Raw genomic sequence first — 18,997 nt, 5'->3', positions numbered from 1 at the left:
TTCGGTCGTCTTCTTAGCAGAAATGGACGATCGTGATCGCTCGGAGTTTGCGCCGGGCGTCCGTCCGGGCATGTGGCCGGTGCGGGGCGAGGGGCCGCGGACCGGGCCCTACGGCATGGGGGTGCTGGAGTGTCTGGAGCGGCGGCAGGCATCCGTCAAACCCGTTGGCCGTTCCGTCAGTTCATCGTGAAGATGCACGGACGCTGCAACCTCGCCTGCACGTACTGCTACCTCTACGAGGGCCCCGACAGCACCTGGCGCAGCCGTCCCCGGGCCGCCCCCGCCGAGGTCCTGGACGCCACCGCGACCCGCATCGCCGAGCACGCCGGTGCCCACCGCCTGACGGCTCTCTCCCTCGTCCTGCACGGCGGCGAACCCCTGCTGGCCGGTGCGGGGACGCTGGCCCGCTTCACCGCCCTCGTCCGCGACCGCGCCCCGGCCGGCTGCGCGGTCCACGCCGTCGTCCAGACGAACGCCACCCTGCTCACGCCACAGCGCCTCACCACGCTGGCCGACGCGGGCATCATGGTCGGCGTCAGCCTCGACGGCGGCCTCGCCGCGCACAACGCCCGCCGCGTCGACCACGCCGGACGGCCGTCCTGGCCCGCCGCCGTCCGCGGCACCCGGCTGCTCGCCGAGCGGTACCCGCGGTCCTACGCCGGTGTCCTCACCGTCGTCGACCCCACGCTGGACCCCGTGGAGGCGTACGAGTCGCTGCTCGCGCTGCGTCCGCCCGCGCTGGACCTGCTGTTGCCGCACGGCAACTGGTCGGCCCCGCCGCCGCAGCTGGCCGGTCGACGGCACGGGGAGTGGCTGTGCGCCGTGTTCGACCGCTGGTGGGCGGCCGGCCGGCGGGAGACGAGGGTGCGCCTGTTCGAGGAGTGTGTCGCCCTGCTGCTGGGACTGCCGGCGGCCACCGAGTCACTGGGGCTCGCCCCGTTCGATGCGGTGGTCGTCGAGACCGACGGTTCCCTCGAACAGGTGGATTCACTGAAGTCCGCGTACGAGGGAGCCGCACGGACCGGCCTGGACGTCTTCCGGCACACCTTCGACGACGCGCTGCGGCACCCGGCCGTGGCCGCACGGCAGGCGGGCACCTCGGCCCTCGCTGAGCAGTGCCGGGCCTGCCCGATGGTGGCGGTGTGCGGCGGCGGCCACTACGCGCACCGCTACCGGGCCGGGCACGGCTTCCGTAACCCGTCCGTGTACTGCTCCAGCCTCCAGCACTTCATCCACCATGTGGCTCGGCGGCTCGCCGAGGGCGCGGTCCCGGCCGTCCCGGCCCTTCGCGAAGGGGGAACCCCGTGATCCTTCCGGAGGTCCCGCACGAGACCCTCGTCGACCTCGGCCGCACCGGCGCGGGGCCCGGCACGCTGGCTCTCCTGGCATCGGACCAGGACACCCGGCGGTTGCTCGTCCTGCGCGCCGTACTGGAGGCGGCCGAGGCCGCCGACCCCCGGGTCTGTTCGGCCGGACAGAAGACACGCCTGCGGCAGGACTGGGCGCTGCTGACGGAGGCGGACCGCACCGGCACGACAGGCGGGCCGTCCGCCCCGGGGCCCGCCCGCGCCCGGCTCCTCTACCCCCTGACGGGGGCGTGGGGCTGGCGGTGCCTGCGCGGACTCGACGCGGGGGACGGCTCGCACGGGTCCCGGCCCGCCGAGCGCGCGCGTCGACTCGCCCAGGACCTGGCGCACTTCAGCGCAGTCGCCGCCGCGGCCGCCTCCCGTGCCGGGATCCCCTTCGCCGTACGGGTGACCGCGTACGACGGTGAACTCGTCCTGCCGTCGCTCGGCGCGCTGCGCACCGCCGAGCCGGGCGACCCAGAGGTCGAGGTCCGCCACGACGCCGGGTGTCTGACCTTGCGGCAGCGATCTGCCCCGGACATCGTCGTGCACCTGGAAAGCGGCTTCGGGGCCTGGTCCGGCGCCCTCGCCTGGACGCCGGCGTACGCACTGCCGGGACTGCTGCCCGGTACCGCTCCCATGCCGCTGGACGACCTCGACCCCTACCGGGCGGTCCGCGACCCCCGCCACAGCGCGCTGAGCGGTCCTACGACGCTCGACGACGCGGAACGCAAGCGCTGGCTCCAGACGTGGTCGGGCACGGCGGCGGCGCTGCGCTCGGGCGGAGAGCACCGCGTGACGGAGGCGATGGCACTGCTGCGCTGTCTGGTCCCGCTGGCGCCGCCGCCGGGCGCCACGGAATCCGGCCGCGGCAGTTGCAGTGCCACCCGGCGCGAGGCGTTCGGCGCGCTGCTCAGCAGCGTTCCGCCCGACCCGGTGACCTTCGCGGCCACGATCGTGCACGAACTGCACCATGCCAAGCTGGCGGCCCTCTCCGACATGGTGACGCTGCACGAATCACCGCCTGTCGAGAAGTACTTCGCGCCCTGGAGGCCGGATCCGCGGCCCTATGACGGCCTGTTGCAGGGCGCGTACTCCCACCTGGCGATCGCGGACTTCTACCAGCGCCGCGCCCTCGCCGAGGACACGCCGCACCGGGAGGCGGCCTGGGCCCAGCACGCGCGCTATCGCGTCCAGGTCGGCGCGGTGCTGCCGGCCCTGGTGGCCTCGCCGGATCTCACCGTCCAGGGCCGCCGGTTCGTCGACGAGATGGCCGCCACCTACGAACGCCTGGGCGCGCATCCCGCGCCCAGGGGCCACACGGCCCGCGCACACGCGTACGTGAAGGCCGCCCGCAGCCTGTGGGGGCAGCGCCACGCCTCCGTCCGGCGACCGAACGAGTGAGGGGTCCGCACGTGAGTGAGGATTCCGGCCCCCCGTCGCCGTCTGTTGCGCAAAGATCGTCGGATCCGGGGACGCGCTCCTCGGGTCCCGGGACCTTACGAGCGCGGCGCCGAGGTTCTACGATTTCTTGGGATTACGCGCTGGAGGCCGCCGCATGTCTGGAGCCCGTACGTCGGTCAGGTCAACCGAGAGGGAGACTGCGAGGCAGACGGTCACGATCCACTTCGCCGGCTTCAACCGGGCCTGGGCGGCCTGGATCGGGGACCGGCTGGAGCGACGCGGCGTCCGGGTGGTGTATCTGCGCTGGGACTCGCCGGCGGACGTTCCGCTGGTGGACCTGCTGCGCGACCTGAAACTCTCGGAGGGCCGGATCCTCATCCTGGTCAGTGAGTGGTACTTCCAACTGGGGCCCCGTTCCCACGAGGAGTGGAACACGGCCCTGCGTGAAGTGGTGGCCCCTGACCCGTCCCGCTTCGCCGCCGTGTCCGTGACCGCGGCGCCGGTGCCGTCGGCGACCGCGGTACTCGCACCGGTGAACCTCACCAACATGGGCGCCGACGAGGCCGAGCGGCGTCTGCTCGACCGGCTGGACCTGTCCTGGGACACCTCGGCGCGGCGGTCCGACGACCTCGGGCGCGGCCCCCGGTTCCCGGCTTCGATGCCGGAGGTGTGGGGTGGCGTGCCGCGTCGCAACACCCGTTTCACGGGACGGGAGTTGTTGCTCAACGAGGCGTATCACCTGTTGCAGGGCGCCGAGCCGGGCGCGGGCGTGGTGACGTTGCACGGCATGTCGGGGGTGGGCAAGACACAGCTGGCGGCGGAGTACGTGTACCGCTTCGGTTCCGAGTACGACGTGGTGTGGTGGGTGAGCGCCGAGAAACGCGTGACCTACCGGCGGCTGCTGGCCGAGTTGGCGCCGAAGCTGGGGTTGCAGACGGGGCAGGAGTACGGGGAGCGGTTGCGTGCGGTGCGTGACGCGTTGCGCCGGGGTGATCCCTACGGGCGGTGGCTGCTGATCCTGGACGGGGCGGACGAACCGGACCAGGTGTGGGATCTCGTGCCGACCGGGCCGGGGCATGTGATCATCACGTCGCGTAATCCGGAGTGGAGCGAGCACAACAGCAAGTTGCTGGAGGTGCCGGTGTACGCCCGGGACGAGTCGGTGGCGTTCATCCGGCGCCGGGCGCCGCGGCTGGCGGAGACGGAGGCCGATCAGCTGGCGGAGGCGTTGGAGGATCTGCCGTTGCTGCTGGACCAGACGGCGGGTTGGCTGAACGACTCGGATCTGTCGGTGCGGGAGTACATCGCCCTGCTGGAAGGCGGGGTGGACAGTGACGTGGTGAAGGTGTCGGCGGACTTCCCGCTGGCCTTCCAGACCGCCTGGTCGATACTGCTGAACAAACTCCGCGAGACGGTCCCCGAGTCGGTGGACCTGCTGCGCCTGTGCACCTTCTTCGCCCCCGGCTTCATCCCCGTGCGGCTCCTCAAGGAGATGCCGGTCGACGAACTGCCCGAACAGGTCGCCGGGCTGGTCAACGACCCGTTGCTGTGGAACAGGGCGATCAACCAGCTGCGCCAGTACTCGGTCGTCCGGCTGGAATCCCACGAGGCTGCCGTCGACGAGGCTGCCTCCTCCGGTGAATCCCTCTACCTGCACCGCATGGTCCACCAGATCGTCCACAAGGACATGCCGGAGGAGGACCGCAGGGAGTTCATCGAGGTCGTACGCCAGGCCCTGGCCGCCGCGGACCCGCGCCGGCCCACCGACCCGGACCTGTGGCCCGGCTACGCCGAGATCGTCCCGCACCTCAAATACGCGGACGTCCTGGAGACCAAGGACGCCAACGTCCAGCGGCTGGTCTTCAACTGCCTGCGCTACATGTACTTCTCGGGCGAGTACCTCTCCGGCATCAAGCTCGGCGAACGCGCCATGAAGGCCTGGCGCAAGCTGCTCGGCCCCACCCACCAGCGGATCTGGGAGCTGACCTACCACTACACCAACCTGCTGCGGGCGGTGGGCGACTACACCCGCACCGAGGCGCTCAGCCGGGCGGCCGTCGAGCGCCTGAAGGAGGAACGCGGACCGCAGGACCTGGAACACCTGCGCGCCGCCGCCGGCCTCGCCGCCGACCTGCGTGGCCTCGCCCGGTACGACGAGGCGCTGGAGCTGTCCCAGTGGATCCTCGTCGCCTACCGTGAACTCCTCGGCGAGCAGGACTCCCGCACCCTCAACGCACAGAACAACATGGCCGTCTCCCTGCGGCTGCTGGGCCGGTACGAGGAGGCCCTGGACGTCGACCGGCGGACTCTGGAGGCCCGACGCACCCTGTTGCGGGCACGCCACCCCTGGACCCTCGACTCGGAGTTGTCGTACGCCATCGGCCTTCGCCTGCTGGGCCGTTACGCCGAGGCCGAGTCGATCCAGGCGCGCAACGTGCGCGAGAACCGCATCGTGATGGGCGAGGACAACCCGCAGACCCTGCGCGCCGAGTACAACCTCGCGCTCTGCCATTACCGGGGCGGAAACCGGGAGGAGGCCGGCCGCATCCTGACCAGGGTGCTGGAGCGCGGCGAACGCGTGCTGGGCGAGACGGACCCGGTGACGCTGCTCTTCGTCTCGGCCCAGAGCTGTTTCACCCGCGAGCACGGCGACATCGACCAGGCCCACGAACTCAGTGAGGCCGTCGTCGCCCGCTACGAGGTGATGCTCGCCGACGGGCACCCCTTCATCGCCGGGGCCCGCTCCAACCAGGCGCTGATCCTGCGCAACGTCGGTGAACGCGATTCCGCCCACGTCCTGGTCGAACAGGCGCTGGCGGCCATGACCGTGTCGGCGGGGGAGAACCACCCCTGGACCCTGGGGTGCGCCCTCAACGCCTCCGCCCTGCGCAATCTCGTGGGCGACACCGAGGGAGCCGCCACGCTCAGCACGGACACGGTCACACGGGCCATCGAGTCGCTCGGGCGAACCCATCCGCTGACCCTGTCGGCCCGGATCGCGCACGCGGCCGACCTGCGGGCGCTGCGGGACCGCCGACGGGCGGAGAAGGTCGAGCAGGAAGCCCTGTCGGATCTCGAGGCGACGCTGGGCAAACAGCACGTCCACACCATTTCGGCCCGCTCCCGCAACCGTCCTTTCTGGGACTTCGAACCCCAGACGACCTGACGCCAGAAGTCCCGACGGCCCGAAGACCTGACCGCCCGAAGACCTGACCGCCCGAGACCGGACCCCGGACGTCCCGATCCGACGGTCCATGCGAACGCCGAAGGGCCCGCCCCCGGAAACCTCCGGGGGCGGGCCCTTCGCGCGCGGTGGGTGAGGACTACGCCTCGAACACCTCACGCACCAGCTGCTCCTGCTCCGCCTGGTGTCGCTTGGCGGAGCCGACCGCCGGGGACGAGCCGTGCGGGCGCGAGATGCGGCGCAGGCGCTCGCCGTGCGGCACGTCCGCGCCGACCGCGAGGTCCAGGTGGTCGATCAGGTTCAGGGCGATGAACGGCCAGGCACCCTGGTTGGCCGGCTCCTCCTGGGTCCAGAGGTACTTCTCGGCGTTGGGGTACTTGTTGACCTCCGCCTGGACCTCGGCACCCGGCAGCGGGTACAGCCGCTCGAGGCGGATGATCGCCGTGTCCGTGACGCCGCGCTTCTGACGCTCGGCGTCCAGGTCGTAGTAGACCTTGCCGGTGCAGAAGACGACCTTCTTCACGGCCGCCGGGTCGGTGACGGTCGTGTCGCCGATGACCGGGCGGAACTGGCCGCTCGTGAATTCCTCCGCCTTCGACGCGGCGGCCTTGAGGCGCAGCATCGACTTCGGGGTGAAGACGACCAGCGGCTTGTGGTGCGGGTTGTGCACCTGCCACCGCAGGAGGTGGAAGTAGTTCGACGGGAGCGTGGGCATCGCGACCGTCATGTTGTTCTGGGCGCAGAGCTGGAGGAAGCGCTCGACACGGGCCGAGGAGTGGTCCGGGCCCTGGCCCTCGTAGCCGTGGGGGAGGAGGAGCGTGACACCGCTCGTCTGCCCCCACTTCTGCTCGGCCGCCGAGATGTACTCGTCGACCACGGTCTGCGCGCCGTTGACGAAGTCGCCGAACTGCGCCTCCCACATCACGAGCGCGTCGGGGCGGGCCAGCGAGTAGCCGTACTCGAAGCCCATCACCGCGTACTCGGAGAGGAGGGAGTTGTAGACGTTGTAGCGCGCCTGCTCCTCGTTGAGGTACTGGAGCGGGGTGTGCTCCTCGCCCGTCTCGCGGTCGATCAGCACCGCGTGGCGCTGGCCGAAGGTGCCGCGCTGCGAGTCCTGGCCGGAGAGCCGGACCGGGGTGCCTTCCAGCAGCAACGAGCCGACGGCCAGCGTCTCGCCCATGCCCCAGTCGATCGTGCCGTCCTCGACCATCGACGCCCGGCGCTGGAGCTGCGGCAGCAGGCGCGGGTGGACGTGGAAGGAGTCCGGGATGTTGACCTGGGACTCGGCGATGCGCTTGACGACCTCCGCGGAGACGGCGGTGTTCACCGCGACGGGGAAGTTGTCCTGCGGCTCGTGGGCGTCGCCGGGGGCGGGCTGCGCGGTGGCCTCGCGGACCTCCGTGAAGACCTTCTCCAGCTGGCCCTGGTAGTCCTGGAGCGCCTGCTCGGCCTCTTCCAGAGTGATGTCGCCGCGACCGATGAGGGACTCGGTGTACAGCTTGCGCACCGAGCGCTTCTTGTCGATCAGGTCGTACATCAGCGGCTGGGTGAAGGCCGGGTTGTCCGACTCGTTGTGACCGCGGCGGCGGTAGCAGATGAGGTCGATCACCACGTCCTTGTTGAACGCCTGGCGGAACTCGAAGGCCAGCCGCGCGACGCGGACCACGGCCTCCGGGTCGTCGCCGTTCACGTGGAAGATCGGGGCCTCGATCATGCGCGCCACGTCCGTGGCGTACATCGACGAGCGCGAGGACTCCGGGGCGGCGGTGAAGCCGACCTGGTTGTTGATGACGATGTGGACCGTGCCGCCGGTGCGGTAACCGCGCAGCTGCGACATGTTCAGGGTCTCGGCCACCACGCCCTGGCCCGCGAAGGCCGCGTCGCCGTGCAGGGCGACCGGCAGGACGGTGAAGTCCGTGCCGCCCTTGTTGATGATGTCCTGCTTGGCGCGGCTGATGCCCTCGATGATCGGGTCGACCGTCTCCAGGTGGGACGGGTTCGCGGCCAGCGAGACCTTGATCTGCTCGCCATCGAGACCGGTGAAGGTGCCCTCGGCGCCCAGGTGGTACTTCACGTCGCCGGAGCCGTGCATCGACTTCGGGTCGAGGTTGCCCTCGAACTCCCGGAAGATCTGCGCGTACGACTTGCCGACGATGTTCGCGAGGACGTTCAGGCGGCCGCGGTGGGCCATGCCGATGACGACCTCGTCCAGCCGCGACTCGGCCGCGCTGTCCAGCACCGCGTCGAGCAGCGGGATGACGGACTCGCCGCCCTCCAAAGAGAAGCGCTTCTGGCCGACGTACTTGGTCTGGAGGAAGGTCTCGAAGGCCTCCGCCGCGTTCAGCCGGCGCAGGATACGCAGCTGCTCCTCGCGCTCCGGCTTGCTGTGCGCGCGCTCGATGCGGTCCTGGATCCAGCGGCGCTGCTTCGGGTCCTGGATGTGCATGAACTCGACGCCGGTGGTGCGGCAGTACGAGTCGCGCAGCACGCCGAGGATGTCACGCAGCTTCATCAGGGACTTGCCGGCGAAGCCGCCGACCGCGAACTCGCGCTCGAGGTCCCACAGGGTGAGGCCGTGCTCGGTGATGTCCAGGTCGGGGTGCTTGCGCTGGCGGTACTCCAGCGGGTCGGTGTCGGCCATGACGTGGCCGCGGACCCGGTAGGAGTGGATCAGCTCGAAGACCCGGGCGGCCTTGGTGACGTCGTCGTCGTGGCTGGCGTCGATGTCCTTGAGCCAGCGGACCGGCTCGTAGGGGATGCGCAGCGCCTCGAAGATCTCGTCGTAGAAGCCGTTCTCGCCGAGGAGCGAGTTGGCGACGACGCGCAGGAACTCGCCGGAGGCGGCGCCCTGGATGACCCGGTGGTCGTAGGTCGACGTGAGCGTCATGACCTTGGCGATGCCGAGCTTGTTCAGGGTGTCCTGGCTGGTGCCCTGGAACTCCGCCGGGTAGTCCATGGAGCCGACACCCATGATGACCGACTGGCCGGGCATCAGGCGCGGGACCGAGTGGACGGTGCCGAGGCCGCCGGGGTTGGTCAGGGAGACCGTGACACCGGTGAAGTCGTCCATCGTCAGCTTGCCGTCGCGGGCGCGGCGGACGATGTCCTCGTAGGCCTGCCAGAACTCGAAGAAGTTCAGCGTCTCGGCCTTCTTGATGCCCGCGACGACCAGCTGGCGGTCGCCGTTGGGCTTCACCAGGTCGATGGCCAGGCCGAAGTTGACGTGCGGCGGCTTGACGAGGGTGGGCTTCCCGTCCTTCTCCGCGTAGTGCCAGTTCATCGACGGCATGGCCTTGATGGCCTGCACCATCGCGTAGCCGATGAGGTGGGTGAAGGAGATCTTCCCGCCCCGGGCACGCTTCAGGTGGTTGTTGATGACGATGCGGTTGTCGAACAGCAGCTTCACCGGGACGGCGCGCACGGACGTGGCCGTGGGCAGCTCCAGCGAGGCGTTCATGTTCTTGGCGACCGCGGCGGAGGGACCGCGCAGCGTCACGAACTCCGGACCCTGCGCCGACGCGGCCGGTGCGGGCTTCGCGGCGGCCGGGGCCGCCTTCGCCGGAGCCGGAGCCTGGGCGGCGGCCGCGGGCTTCGGGGCGGCGGCCGGCGCGGGAGCCGGTGCGGCGGGAGCCGGAGCAGCGGGTGCCGCCTGGGCCGGAGCGGCCGGTGCGGCCGGCGCCGGAGGCGTGGTGGTCGCTGCGGCCCCCGCGGCCGCAGTACCCGCCGGAGCCGAGGCGGTGGCGGCCCCCGGCTTGTAGTCGGCGAAGAAGTCCCACCAGGCACGGTCTACCGAGTTCGGGTCCTGGAGGTACTGCTGATAGATCTCGTCGACGAGCCACTCGTTCGGCCCGAACGCGGCAGCGGGATTCTTGCCCGCTTGGTCTGCGTCGGTCGAGATGTTCGTTGCGTTACTGGGGGACTGTGGCGACACGGCGGCAACCGCCCTCTTCCGCTTCACAAGGTGATGGACAGCGGGAATAAAGGCTACGCCCCCTGGAGGGGGAAGGTCAGACCGGGCCGGTGCATCGTCGCGTAAGTCACATCGGAAAGTGCGTTTCGCGGCTGTAAATGGCGGGAAACAAGCGCGGTTGTGCGTCAAAAGGGATGAGCTGATGCGGGTCGCGCACGCTGAGCGTGCGGACCCGTGCCGACCTGGGACGGTCCGCTGCCTGATCACACGTGTCCGTCAGCGCGGACGTCGGTGGATCTTGTGGCTCCGGTTCGAACTTTACGTCAACTTGAGGCGGAAGACTCTCCCGGAAGAGTGACAAGAATCCGGCAGCCCCGCTCGGATTCGGCCACTCCGATCCGGCCGCCGTGAAGATCGACCGCCCAGCGGGCGATCGCCAGCCCCAGCCCCGTACCGCCGTCGCTGCCCGGCCCGTGCGGACGGCGGACGGCTCCCCGGTTGAACCGCTCGAACACGCGGCGCCACTCCGAGCGCGGAATGCCGGGCCCCTCGTCCAGGACCTCGAGCTCCAGCGACTCCGACAGCGGCCCGCGCCGCGCCTTCACCGTCACCCGTCCGTGCGGCGGGCTGTGCTTGACCGCGTTGTCGATCAGGTTCGCCACGACCTGGTGGATCCGCTCCGGGTCCGCGTGCGCGGTCAGCTCCGGCGGGGAGACGTCCAGGTGCAGATGGACGTCGGTGCGCGTGTGGTTGCCGCCCGAGCCCATCGTGGCGCGCGCCGAGGCGACCATGTTGGCCTCCTTGAGCACCCCGGACAGGTACGGCCACACCTCGAAGCGCCGCTTGCGCAGCGGGACGACGCCGTTGTCGAGGCGGGACAGGTCCAGCAGCGTCTCCACCAGCCGCCCGAGCCGCTCCGTCTGCTTCAAGGCGGTGCGCATCGTCTCGGTGTCCGCCTCGGCGATGCCGTCGACGACGTTCTCCAGAACGGCGCGCAGACCGGCGATGGGCGTGCGCAGCTCGTGCGAGACGTTGGCCACCAGCTCCTTGCGCTGCTGGTCCTGCGCCTCGAGCTCGTCCGCCATGACGTTGATCGTCTGGGCCAGGTCGCCCAGCTCGTCGCGGCGGTTCTCGCTCACCCGGCGGGTGTAGTCGCCGTGCGAGATGGACCGGGCCACCGTGTTCATCTCGTCCAGCGGCGCGGTGAGCGAATGCGCCACGAACTGCGTGATCAGGAGTGTGGCGATCATCGAGAAGACCGTGATGAAGCGGAGCTCCGTCTTGGTGTGCACCGCGATCATCGACAGACCGGTGGTGATCAGCACCGAGATGACGACCAGCGCACCCAGTTTGGTCTTGATCGAGAACGGGCGCAGTCGGCCCCAGGGCTCCCCGGGGCTTCTCGGTCCGTCCGGCCCGGAACTCATGGCGTCGGGGTCTCCAGCGCGTAGCCCACGCCGTGCACCGTGCGGATCCGCTCTGCGCCGATCTTCCGCCGCAACGCCTTGATGTGGCTGTCGACGGTGCGGGTGCCGGAGGCGTCCGCCCAGTCCCAGACCTCCGCGAGGAGCTGCTCACGGGAGAGCACCGCGCGCGGGGTGTTCGCCAGGCAGACCAGCAGGTCGAACTCGGTGGGCGTGAGGTGCACGTCCTCCGAGCGCACCCGCACCCGGCGCTGCGCGTGGTCGATCTCCAGCTCGCCGAGCCGCAGGATCCCGCTGCGCGGGGTCGTCGCCGCGATCGCGGCCCGCTCCACCCGGCGCAGCAGCACGTGGACGCGTGCCGCCAGCTCCCGCATGGAGAACGGCTTGGTCATGTAGTCGTCGGCACCCACGCCGAGCCCGACCAGCATGTCGGTCTCGTCGTCGCGCGCGGTGAGCATCATCACCGGCACCGGACGGGCGGCCTGCACACGACGGCAGACCTCCAGACCGTCGAAGCCGGGCAGCATGATGTCGAGGATCAGCAGGTCGGGCTGCCAGGCCTCTGCCGTGTCGACGGCCGCGGGGCCGTCCCCCGCCGTTTGCACGAGGAATCCCTCGGCGCGCAGGCGGGCCGCGATGGCGTCGACGATCGTCGGGTCGTCCTCGACCACCAGAACGCGCCGCTGCGCGCCCGGCGTCGCCGTCGCCGTGGTGTTGTGTGCGGTGTGTGTCTGCTCCATCGCCCGCCCCTGAGTGTGCTTTCCGGAACCAGTGGGGTGATCCCTTGTCTGCGCATGACTGCGGTTGACGCGTAAATGATCGGCGTCAGGGGTGCAGCGTACGGGGAGTCACCACGGCTTTGCTATCCAGGTCGGACGGCGAGATGCACGACGTCCGGCACGCCTCGGGCAACCGGGATCTCTTCGGTACGCACCTGCTGGAACCCGGCATTCCCCATGGTTCCCTCGAATTCCGGAGAGGGTCGGGCGGACCATACGGCCAGTACTCCACCGGGTCTCAACACCCGTGCGCAGCTTGTGAGTCCGGCCGTCGAATAGAGGCTGTCGTTGCCCTCGGTGACGGTCCAGTCGGGCCCGTTGTCGATGTCGAGACAGACGGCGTCGAACGTGTCGCATGTCTCATTGACGTAGTCGAGCAGATCCGCTTCGACGATCTTCGACCGGGGATCGGCGAGCGCCTCCCCGGAGAGCGCGGCCAGCGGGCCGTCGAGATGCCAGTCGATGACGGCGCGCTCGCGCTCCACGACCGTGACGGCGCCCCAGCGGGGATCGGCGGCGGCGTGCGCGAGGGAGAAGCCGACGCCGAGGCCGCCGATCAGCAGGCGGGGGGAGGGGCGGCCGTCCAGCGCGGCCAGCGCGGCGTCGACCAGGAGCCGTTCGGAGCGGCCGTCCGAGGTGTCCATCAGGAAGCAGCCGTTGGCGATGATCTGGAGCAACTCCCCGTGCCGGCGCAGGACGACCTCACCGTAGGGGCCCTCGCGACGGTCCAGTACCTCGGGCGCGTCGGGGATGTCGTACGGGATGGGCATCCGCCCATCCTGGCACTTCCCTGACGGTTTGTTGAGGGGTTTCCGTGTGCGGCGGGTGAGGTTGACGTACATCCGTTCGAGACGGCTTCGGGACGGCTGCGGGGCGTCTTCGGCACGGCTTCGGGGTGCCGGGGGATCAGCCCTGAGAAGCCTCAGAGCTTGCTGTGAATCGGCTCGGGCGTGGCGTCGGTCACAGACAGCGGGGGACGCGACGCGAAGGCTGGGGCGAACGGAAGGAGCGCTTCACGGTGGAACGCACGGCCGCACCCACGAACCCGCCCCTGCCCGACGTCCGCGATCTGCTGGACGGCATCCCGGGCCAGCGCACCCCGCCCCGCGCCGACCCGCCCGCCGAGCAGCTCACCCGCCCGCTCGCCGGACCGCCGGCCGGGCCGCCCTCCGCGCCGTCCGCCGAAGCCGGCCTCCTCCGCCGCCGGTACCGGATCCCCGTGCCGTTCACCCTCGCGTACGCGGCCGTCCTCGCCGTCACCTCCTACGTCACCGCCCACGCGGACCCCGCCCTCGTACACGCCCTGCACCAGGGCTCCAGCACCGACGTCGCGCATCTGGTGCGGACGCCCGTGCTGGTCCTGGTGGCCAGCGCGCTGTGGGTGGCGGGCGGCTTCGCCTCCCCCTTCACGCTCGGCTTTCTGGTGGTCCTCACGACGCTGGAGCGGCGTATAGGCGGCGTCCGCACGGCCGTCGTCTTCCTGCTCGGTCATGTCCTCGCCACCCTCGCGACCGAGGTGCCGGTGGGTCTGGCCGTGCTCGCGGGCCGGCTGCCCGACAGTTCGCTGCACCGGCTCGACTACGGCATCAGCTTCGGCGTCGCCGCGAGCGTCGGCGCCCTGGCCGGCCTGCTCGGGCCGTGGCTGCGCGTGCCGCTGCTCGCCGCCTTCGGCGGGATGCTGCTCCAGGACCTGATCGCCTTCACCGACCCGCTGACGAACTGGGGACACCTGATCGCGCTGGCGATAGGCGTCGGCACCTGGTCCTGGCTGCGGCGCCTGCCCCGGACCCGGCCGCTGCCCGGCCGCTGAGCGTCGCCCGCGGCCGACGGTCGGTGGCCGCGCCCGCCGGTCAGTCGTCGTACTGGACCGTGCCGTCCGTGTGCAGCGTCGGGTGGAGCTTCATGGGGCCGTACTCGGCGAGGTCCGACGGGCGGGGCGGCTCGGGGCCGTCGGGGCCCAGGCGGACCATCCGCTCGACCCGGCAGATCCGGAAGAGGCGGTCCTCCACGCTCGCCTCGTCGGCCCGCCCCGCCGCCCGGAACGCCTCGGCGGCCCGCGCGTACAGGGCCCTCTTGTGCTCGTCGAAGCGGTAGAGCATCGCCCAGACGCGGGCCATCCCCTCGTACAGCGAGCGCCGCGCCTCGTGCGGGGTCGCCGCCAGGGACCCGCACGGGGTCCAGTCGGACCCGTCGCGTTCGGCCACCGAGAAGCCGACGGGCAGCCGCACCACGTCGGGGTGCGTCCGGGCCGCCCACTCGGAGTCCGCGCGCACGTCGGCCGGGAAGCGGGAGCCCGTGTACGTGAAGTCGCGCAGGCCCAGCCGCAGGGCGCCCGCCATCGGGCCCTCGTCCCGGCCGGGGTCCAGGACGTAGCCCACGTCCGGCGACCGGGTGGTCCCCGGGTCCTCCCACGAAGGGCTGACGGGCTCCACGTCGGTGGGGCGGGGCGGCTCCAGACCGTCGTCGCCGGTCCGGGCGAACTCGTCGCCGCGCACCACCCGGTAGCGCACGCCCAGCGCCTCCACCTCGTCGGCCGGGGCCCGCTCCAGCACGGCGACGGCCGCCAGCAGTTCGCGCCGGGCGGCCGGGTCGTCGGTGCCGTCCTTGGCCTTGAACCACAGGTGCGAGTTGAGCCCGTCCCTGGCCTGCTGGGGCATGCCGTCCATCACCGGCTTGAGCAGCCGCCAGTCGGGCTCGCCGGCCGCCCGGTTCCACGCGGCGACACCGAAGACGGGTCCGCGCAACGCGATGTGCGGATACCGCCGCGAGGCCTCGACGGCGTCCGCCTCCGTCACCCAGGCGACGGGGTCGTCACGGCGGACCAGGTCGGCGTGGAGGGCGTCGAGACGTCGCTTCCAGTCATCGGTCATACGCGCATTGTGGTCGCGCGGGCGGGTGACTTCGGGGTGAATGCCGGAAGTGGGCGGGGTACGGAGAGGGGGCGCGAGGGGCGTGCCCGGTCGTGCGGCACCGGACGATGCGCCCTCCCGGCCTCCGGACGTCACCCGTGTGTCTCCCCCGTGAACTTCGCGCTCGTCAGCGGGGACTCGACGCGCCAGCCCAGGGACTCGTACAGTGCCCGCCCCTGCGGTGTCGCCCCCAGCACTCCGGTCCGGGCACCCTGTTCGGCCGCCGCGTGGTGCAGGGTCCGCATGACGAGGGCGCCGAGTCCGCGGCGGCGGTGGCCGGGGGAGGTCTCGATCTGGTCGACGACCGCCGTCGCGCCGGTCGGCGCGATCTGCCCGCGCGCGGCCAGCGAGCCGTCCGGGGCGACGACCATGGTGCGGGTCACGCCGCCGCGCGACCACGTGCGGGTCCGGTAGCCGTCGGGGGCCGGGCCGGGCGGCGTGTCCGGGAGGGGAGCCGTCATCAGGAAGCCGGGCTCGGGGTCGATCCACCAGCCGGGCCCCAGCCAGGGTCCGGTCACCGCCGGGTCGGCGAACACCTTGAGCCAGACGCCGGCGCCGGTCACCGCGCCCGCCACCTCCCGGACGGTCGGCTCCGCCACCGCGTCGTTCGTCGCGCCGAGCACGTGCCGGGTGACGTGATGGATTCCCGTTCCCACGTCGACGGTCCAGCCCCAGGGCTCGGCCGCGGGCGGAGCCGCCCCCCGCGACACGACCCACCCGTCCACCCATGCCTGGACGAAGCGCTCCACGAGAACCCCCTGAAACCGGCGATGTGAGCGGCGTCTGTAAGTGGCGCCTGCTGTATTGGCCTGTTACGTGTGACCGTAGGGCCGAAGCGGCCCGCCGGTACAGCCGTGATCGCCCACAGCGAACGGGACGCATCGTGGGGAACATTCGGGGACTCACGTGCATTGAGTCGGCATAGCTCAACTTGACTGCCTAAGGGGAGATCATGGCATCGACGTCCACACCGCTCACCCTGCCCGTGCTGCCTCTCGACGACGAGGTCGTGCTCCCCGGCATGGTGGTTCCGCTGGACCTCAACGACACCGACGTGCGCGCCGCGGTGGAGGCCGCCCAGGCCGCCGCCCGTGCAACACCGGGCAAGCCTCAGGTACTCCTGGTGCCGCGCCTCGACGGGACCTACGCCGGCACCGGCGTGCTGGGCACCGTCGAACAGGTCGGCCGGCTGGCCGACGGCGACCCGGGCGCGCTGATCCGCGGCCGCGGCCGCGTGAAGATCGGCGCCGGCACCACCGGGCCGGGCGCCGCCCTCTGGGTCGAGGGGACGAAGGTCGAGCAGAGCGTCCCCGAACCCCTGCCCGGTCACGTCGCCGAACTCGTCAAGGAGTACAAGGCGCTCGCCACCGCCTGGCTGCGCAAGCGCGGCGCCTGGCAGATCGTCGACCGTGTCCAGGCCATCGACGACGTCTCCGCGCTCGCCGACAACTCCGGCTACTCGCCGTTCCTGACCACCGAACAGAAGGTGGAGCTCCTGGAGACCGCCGACCCGGTGGTCCGCCTGAAGCTCGCCACCCAGCAGCTGCGCGACCACCTCGCCGAGCAGGACGTGGCCGAGACCATCGCCAAGGACGTCCAGGAGGGCGTCGACAAGCAGCAGCGCGAGTTCCTGCTGCGGCGCCAGCTGGAGGCCGTGCGCAAGGAGCTGCGCGAACTCAACGGCGAACAGGAGGGCGAGGAGTCCGACGACTACCGCGCCCGCGTGGAGGCCGCCGACCTGCCCGAGAAGGTCCGGGAGGCCGCCCTCAAGGAGGTCGACAAGCTGGAGCGGTCCAGCGACCAGTCGCCCGAGGGCTCCTGGATCCGCACCTGGCTGGACACCGTCCTCGAACTCCCGTGGAACGAGCGGACCGAGGACCGGTACGACATCCAGGGCGCCCGTGCCGTCCTCGACGCCGAGCACGCCGGGCTGGACGACGTGAAGGAGCGGATCACCGAGTACCTCGCCGTGCGCAAGCGGCGCGGCGAGCGCGGCCTGGGTGTCGTGGGCGGGCGGCGCGGCGGTGCCGTGCTCGCGCTCGTCGGCCCGCCCGGTGTCGGCAAGACCAGCCTCGGCGAGTCCGTCGCCCACGCCATGGGCCGCAAGTTCGTCCGCGTCGCCCTCGGCGGCGTCCGGGACGAGGCGGAGATCCGCGGCCACCGCAGGACCTACGTCGGCGCGCTGCCCGGCCGGATCGTGCGGGCGATCAAGGAGGCCGGATCGCTGAACCCGGTGGTGCTCCTCGACGAGATCGACAAGGTGGGATCCGACTTCCGGGGCGACCCGGCGGCCGCCCTGCTGGAGGTGCTGGACCCGGCGCAGAACCACACGTTCCGCGACCACTACCTGGAGGTCGAGCTCGACCTGTCGGACGTGGTCTTCCTCGCCACCGCCAACGTGCTCGAAGCCATCCCGGAGGCCCTGCTCGACCGGATGGAGCTGGTCCGACTCGACGGCTACACCGAGGACGAGAAGGTCGTCATCGCCCGCGACCACCTGCTCCCGCGCCAGCTGGAGCGGGCGGGCCTGGACAAGGACGAAGTGGCCCTCGACGAGAGCGCGCTGCGCAAGCTCGCCGGCGAGTACACCCGCGAGGCGGGGGTGCGCACCCTGGAGCGGTCCATCGCGCGGCTGCTGCGCAAGGTCGCGGCCCAGCACGAACTGGGCGAGCGCGAGCTGCCGTTCACCATCCGGGACGAGGACCTGCGCGCACTGATCGGCCGGCCGCACCACGTGCCCGAGTCCGCCCAGGACCCGGCCGAGCGCCGGACCGCCGTGCCCGGCGTCGCGACCGGTCTCGCGGTCACCGGCGCCGGGGGTGACGTCCTCTTCGTCGAGGCGTCGCTGGCCGACCCGGAGACCGGCGCGGCCGGCCTGACCCTGACCGGCCAGCTCGGTGACGTGATGAAGGAGTCGGCGCAGATCGCGCTCAGCTTCCTGCGCAGTCACGGCGCCGAACTGGAGTTGCCGGTGGGCGACCTGAAGGACCGGGGCGTGCACATCCACTTCCCGGCGGGCGCGGTCCCGAAGGACGGCCCGAGCGCCGGTGTCACGATGACGACGGCCCTCGCGTCCCTGCTGTCCGGCCGGCTCGTCCGCACGGACGTGGCGATGACCGGCGAGGTCTCGCTGACCGGCCGGGTGCTGCCGATCGGCGGGGTGAAGCAGAAGCTGCTCGCCGCGCACCGGGCGGGCGTCACGACCGTCGTCATCCCCAAGCGCAACGAGCCCGACCTGGACGACGTCCCGGCGGAGGTGCTGGACAAGCTCGACGTGCATGCCGTCACGGACGTCCGCCAGGTCCTGGAGCTGGCGCTCGCGCCCGCCACGAACGGCGCGACGCCGGAGGTTCCGGTCGCGGCGTGACGGACGCGACCGGAAAGGGTGAGGCCCGGGTCCCGTGAGGGAGGCCCGGGCCTTCCCGGTTCCGCCGCGGACCCGCGCCGGGGTCCTGGGAAGCGCCACCGGTCCACGCCTGCGAAATACTTGAGTGCTGCGCCGATGGCGGCGACCGGCGAGATCAGGGGTACTGACGTGCACGAGGACACAAACGGCGACGGACGCGACAGCGGGTCCGGCACGTCGTCGCGCGGTGTGGAGCAGGGCGACCGGGAGTTTCTGTCCCTGGAGCGGGAACTCACGGTGCTGCTGCGCCGCGCCCGCGCCAACCAGGGGGAGATGGCCCGTGAGGTCCACCCGGACCTGGAGTCCGCCGCCTACGGGCTCCTCGTCCGGCTGGAGGAGTGCGGCCGCCAGCGCGCCACGGAACTCGCCGGTTACATCGGCGTCGGCAAGGCCACCATGTCCCGCCAGCTGCGCGCCCTGGAGCAGCTCGGGCTGGTCGCCCGCGAGCCGGACCCGGCGGACGGCCGCGCCTGGCTCGTCGACCTCACCGAGGAGGGCCGCACCCGGGTGAGCCGGGTCCGCGAGGCCCGCCGCGAGCGGTACGTCACGCACTTCTCCGACTGGGACCGCAGAGAGGTCTCGGAGCTGGCCCGGCTGCTCCACCAGCTGAACCGGGGGATGGAGAAGTAGCGCCG

The 18,997-nt window shown here is 71.5% G+C and carries 12 protein-coding genes; 6 read left to right on the top strand and 6 right to left on the bottom strand.

The window, feature by feature from the left end; genetic code table 11:
* The first annotated feature begins 192 nt into the window (after positions 1-192).
* The 3 genes from OG440_RS11790 to fxsT all read left to right on the top strand — a co-directional run bounded on the left by OG440_RS11790 (position 193) and on the right by fxsT (position 5,916).
* Positions 193-1,308 carry an FxsB family cyclophane-forming radical SAM/SPASM peptide maturase gene (locus OG440_RS11790; protein WP_406011326.1) on the top strand — a complete coding sequence of 372 codons (1,116 nt, stop codon included), beginning with the start codon at positions 193-195 and terminating at the stop codon, positions 1,306-1,308.
* The gene (locus OG440_RS11785; RefSeq protein WP_406011325.1) at positions 1,308-2,750 is read left to right on the top strand and encodes an aKG-HExxH-type peptide beta-hydroxylase; all 1,443 of its coding nucleotides are present in this window, start codon (positions 1,308-1,310) and stop codon (positions 2,748-2,750) included. Before OG440_RS11790 ends, OG440_RS11785 begins: the two co-directional genes overlap by 1 nt.
* Before the next feature lie 154 nt (positions 2,751-2,904).
* Positions 2,905-5,916: an FxSxx-COOH system tetratricopeptide repeat protein gene (gene fxsT / locus OG440_RS11780; RefSeq protein WP_406006795.1), complete on the top strand. Its 3,012-nt coding sequence runs from the start codon at positions 2,905-2,907 to the stop codon at positions 5,914-5,916.
* 157 nt (positions 5,917-6,073) lie between these two features.
* On the opposite strand, the gene OG440_RS11775 is transcribed toward fxsT, so the two are convergent.
* From OG440_RS11775 to OG440_RS11760, 4 genes are all read right to left on the bottom strand, one after another.
* Positions 6,074-9,865, bottom strand: a complete 3,792-nt coding sequence (locus OG440_RS11775) for a multifunctional oxoglutarate decarboxylase/oxoglutarate dehydrogenase thiamine pyrophosphate-binding subunit/dihydrolipoyllysine-residue succinyltransferase subunit (RefSeq protein ID WP_406006794.1) — start codon at positions 9,863-9,865, stop codon at positions 6,074-6,076.
* 302 nt (positions 9,866-10,167) lie between these two features.
* Positions 10,168-11,271: a sensor histidine kinase gene (locus OG440_RS11770; protein WP_406006793.1), complete on the bottom strand. Its 1,104-nt coding sequence runs from the start codon at positions 11,269-11,271 to the stop codon at positions 10,168-10,170.
* Entirely contained in the window at positions 11,268-12,008 is a 741-nt protein-coding gene (locus OG440_RS11765) for a response regulator transcription factor (protein ID WP_406006792.1), read from the bottom strand. The genes OG440_RS11770 and OG440_RS11765 overlap by 4 nt, the downstream gene beginning before the upstream one ends.
* 122 nt (positions 12,009-12,130) lie before the next feature.
* Entirely contained in the window at positions 12,131-12,817 is a 687-nt protein-coding gene (locus OG440_RS11760; RefSeq protein WP_406006791.1) for a spermidine synthase, read from the bottom strand.
* Positions 12,818-13,065: 248 nt separating this feature from the next.
* On the opposite strand from OG440_RS11760, the gene OG440_RS11755 reads away from it, so the two are divergent.
* Entirely contained in the window at positions 13,066-13,857 is a 792-nt protein-coding gene (locus OG440_RS11755) for a rhomboid-like protein (protein ID WP_406006790.1), read from the top strand.
* Positions 13,858-13,897: 40 nt separating this feature from the next.
* Here OG440_RS11755 and OG440_RS11750 read toward each other — a convergent pair whose 3' ends face one another.
* Both OG440_RS11750 and OG440_RS11745 read right to left on the bottom strand, forming a co-directional pair.
* Complete coding sequence (locus tag OG440_RS11750) at positions 13,898-14,917, bottom strand: DUF5954 family protein (RefSeq protein ID WP_406006789.1); 1,020 nt, start codon at positions 14,915-14,917, stop codon at positions 13,898-13,900.
* Between the two features lie 131 nt (positions 14,918-15,048).
* Positions 15,049-15,705 (bottom strand): GNAT family N-acetyltransferase, encoded by a 657-nt coding sequence (locus OG440_RS11745; RefSeq protein ID WP_406006788.1) that lies wholly within the window; start codon positions 15,703-15,705, stop codon positions 15,049-15,051.
* A gap of 203 nt (positions 15,706-15,908) precedes the next feature.
* Between OG440_RS11745 and lon the strand changes: the two genes are divergently transcribed.
* Together lon and OG440_RS11735 are read left to right on the top strand one after the other, a co-directional pair.
* Positions 15,909-18,323 (top strand): endopeptidase La, encoded by a 2,415-nt coding sequence (gene lon / locus OG440_RS11740; RefSeq protein ID WP_406006787.1) that lies wholly within the window; start codon positions 15,909-15,911, stop codon positions 18,321-18,323.
* Positions 18,324-18,491: 168 nt separating this feature from the next.
* Positions 18,492-18,992, top strand: a complete 501-nt coding sequence (locus OG440_RS11735) for a MarR family winged helix-turn-helix transcriptional regulator (RefSeq protein ID WP_406006786.1) — start codon at positions 18,492-18,494, stop codon at positions 18,990-18,992.
* Positions 18,993-18,997: the final 5 nt, after the last annotated feature.

Origin of the sequence: Streptomyces sp. NBC_00637, assembly GCF_045161545.1 — a bacterium.
Classification (GTDB): Bacteria; Actinomycetota; Actinomycetes; order Streptomycetales; family Streptomycetaceae; genus Streptomyces.
The sequence above is the reverse complement of the archived record's forward strand: the minus strand, read 5'-3'. Positions and strand labels throughout refer to the sequence as shown.

Bases quoted from the DNA above. Each gene is read 5' to 3' on its own strand.
- OG440_RS11790 (WP_406011326.1), top strand. From the start codon at position 193: ATGCACGGACGCTGCAACCTCGCCTGCACGTACTGCTACCTCTACGAG.
- fxsT (WP_406006795.1), top strand. From the start codon at position 2,905: ATGTCTGGAGCCCGTACGTCGGTCAGGTCAACCGAGAGGGAGACTGCG.
- OG440_RS11770 (WP_406006793.1), bottom strand. From the start codon at position 11,271: ATGAGTTCCGGGCCGGACGGACCGAGAAGCCCCGGGGAGCCCTGGGGC.
- OG440_RS11765 (WP_406006792.1), bottom strand. From the start codon at position 12,008: ATGGAGCAGACACACACCGCACACAACACCACGGCGACGGCGACGCCG.
- OG440_RS11760 (WP_406006791.1), bottom strand. From the start codon at position 12,817: ATGCCCATCCCGTACGACATCCCCGACGCGCCCGAGGTACTGGACCGT.
- OG440_RS11750 (WP_406006789.1), bottom strand. From the start codon at position 14,917: ATGACCGATGACTGGAAGCGACGTCTCGACGCCCTCCACGCCGACCTG.
- lon (WP_406006787.1), top strand. From the start codon at position 15,909: ATGGCATCGACGTCCACACCGCTCACCCTGCCCGTGCTGCCTCTCGAC.